Below are 2,037 nucleotides of genomic sequence, written 5' to 3'. Positions count from 1 at the left end.
CCGCTGGGCGCACGCAAAGCCGCCGCCCGCGTCGCGACGGACTGAGCGCCCCCCGGGCCCGCGTCAGGGCACCGGTGCGCCGCCTTCGAACCAGCGCCGCACCACGTCGCGCTCCTCGTCCGTCATGCCGGTGGCGTTGTTCATCGGCATGAGCTTTTGCACCACGGCCTGCTGGTAGATGGCCTGGGCGTGCTGCTTGACCGACGGGGCCGAATCGAGCCGCAGGTTCTTCATCTGCACCTGCTCGCCGTGGCACAGGAAACAGCGCTGCGCCAGCACGGGCTGCAGCTTTTCGTAGCCGATCGTGCCCGATGCCGGCGGATTGCTTGTTCCTTTAGCTATCAAATCAGTAGCATTTCCTGCAGCCACCGGGGTGGCGGCCGGTGGCACGGGCCGCATCCACACGATGGCGCCGACGATGGCCGCCACGCCCACCAGCGCGTAGGGCAGCGGGTTGCCGTTGCGCCCGAGCTTGTGGCCGTGGCGCATGACGAAGAACTGCCGGATGGCCGCGCCGGCGAACATCATCACGATCAGCACCAGCCAGTTCTGCGGGTGGCTCCAGGTGAAGCTGTAGTGGTTGGACAGCATGGCGAACAGCACCGGCAGCGTGAAGTACGTGTTGTGCACGCTGCGCTGCTTGCCGCGCTGGCCGTGGACCGGGTCCACGGGCTGGCCGGCCTGGATGGCGGCCACCATCTTCTTTTGCCCCGGAATGATCCAGAAGAACACGTTGGCGCTCATGGCCGTGGCGATCATCGCGCCCACCAGCAGGAAGGCCGCCCGGCCGGCGAACCAGTGGCAGGCCAGCCAGGAGGCCACGCACACCAGCCCGAACACGAGCGCGCCGACGATGGCGTCGCCGTTCCTGCGCCGCCCGAACAGGCGGCACACGGCGTCGTACAGCAGCCAGAAGACGACCAGGAAGCCCAGCGCCGCGCCGATGGCCGCGGGCGGCGCCCAGTCCATGCGCGATTTGTCGATGAGGTAGGTGCCGGCGCTCCACAGGTACGACACCGTGAACAGCGCGAAGCCGCTCAGCCAGGTGCTGTAGCTTTCCCAGTAGAACCAGTGCAGGTGCGCGGGCAGCTTCGGCGGCGAGACGGCGAACTTCACCGGGTGGTAGAAGCCGCCGCCGTGCACGGCCCAGAGCTCGCCGCTCACGCCCTGCTTTTTCAGGTCGTCGTCGACCGGCGGCGTGAGGCTGCTGTCCAGGAAGACGAAATAGAACGACGAGCCCACCCAGGCGATCGCGGTGATGACGTGGACCCAGCGCAGCAGCAGGTTGGCCCAGTCGAGGAGATAGCTTTCCATGTGTCTCAGCCTCGGCGGCGCACGAAGGCGCCATGGGGGCGGCGCGCGGCGCACCACCCGGTCAACCTGCTCACCACTGCGGGCGCTCTGAGCAGAAGAAAAGGCCGCGCACCTGGGGGCTGACGACACGCGTCGGCTCCGGGCACCGCTGCGACCTGTGCCGCGAGTGTATGCAGGAATCGTTCCTGCCGAACGCCCGGCGCGGCACGGCGGCGTGCGGATTTACCCGGGCTGCGCGGGGTCCGGCGGCACCGGCGGGGCCAGCAGCTGCGCCGCCACCGACACGGCGATCACCTCGGGCTCCTTGCCCGCGATGCCGGGCAGCCCGATGGGGCAGGTGACCCAGGCCAGCTCTTCGGGCGCGAAGCCGCGCGCGGCCAACCGGTGCGAGAACGTCGCCCACTTCGTGCGGCTGCCGATGAGCCCGATGAAGGGCAGGTCGCCCCGTTCGCGCTGGCGCAGCAGGCAGGCGGCCACCACGTCCAGGTCCTCGGCGTGGCTGAAGCTCATGACCAGCACGCGCGAGCCCGGCGCGAGCGACGGCACGGCGGCGTGCACCGGATCGGAGTGCTCGCACGCCACGACTGGCGGCGCCTCGGCCGGGGCCACGGGGAATGCGGGGAACACGCTGTCGCGGCTGTCGATCCAGGTCAGGGCGAACGGCAGGGCCGACAGCACGCGGACCAGCGCATGCCCCACATGGCCCGCGCCGAACAGCGCCAG

The 2,037-nt window shown here is 70.0% G+C and carries 2 protein-coding genes; both read right to left on the bottom strand.

The annotated features are described in order from the left end of the window. Positions 1 to 63: 63 nt before the first annotated feature. Positions 64 to 1,314, bottom strand: a complete 1,251-nt coding sequence (locus AC27IO_RS23410; RefSeq protein ID WP_317359088.1) for a urate hydroxylase PuuD — start codon at positions 1,312 to 1,314, stop codon at positions 64 to 66. A 222-nt stretch (positions 1,315 to 1,536) separates the two neighbouring features. After that, positions 1,537 to 2,037: xanthine dehydrogenase accessory protein XdhC (xdhC, locus tag AC27IO_RS23405; protein ID WP_498741059.1), on the bottom strand; the 501-nt coding region annotated here is incomplete at its 5' end.

Source organism: Acidovorax sp. KNOB132, from assembly GCF_057541515.1.
The sequence above is the reverse complement of the archived record's forward strand: the minus strand, read 5'-3'. Positions and strand labels throughout refer to the sequence as shown.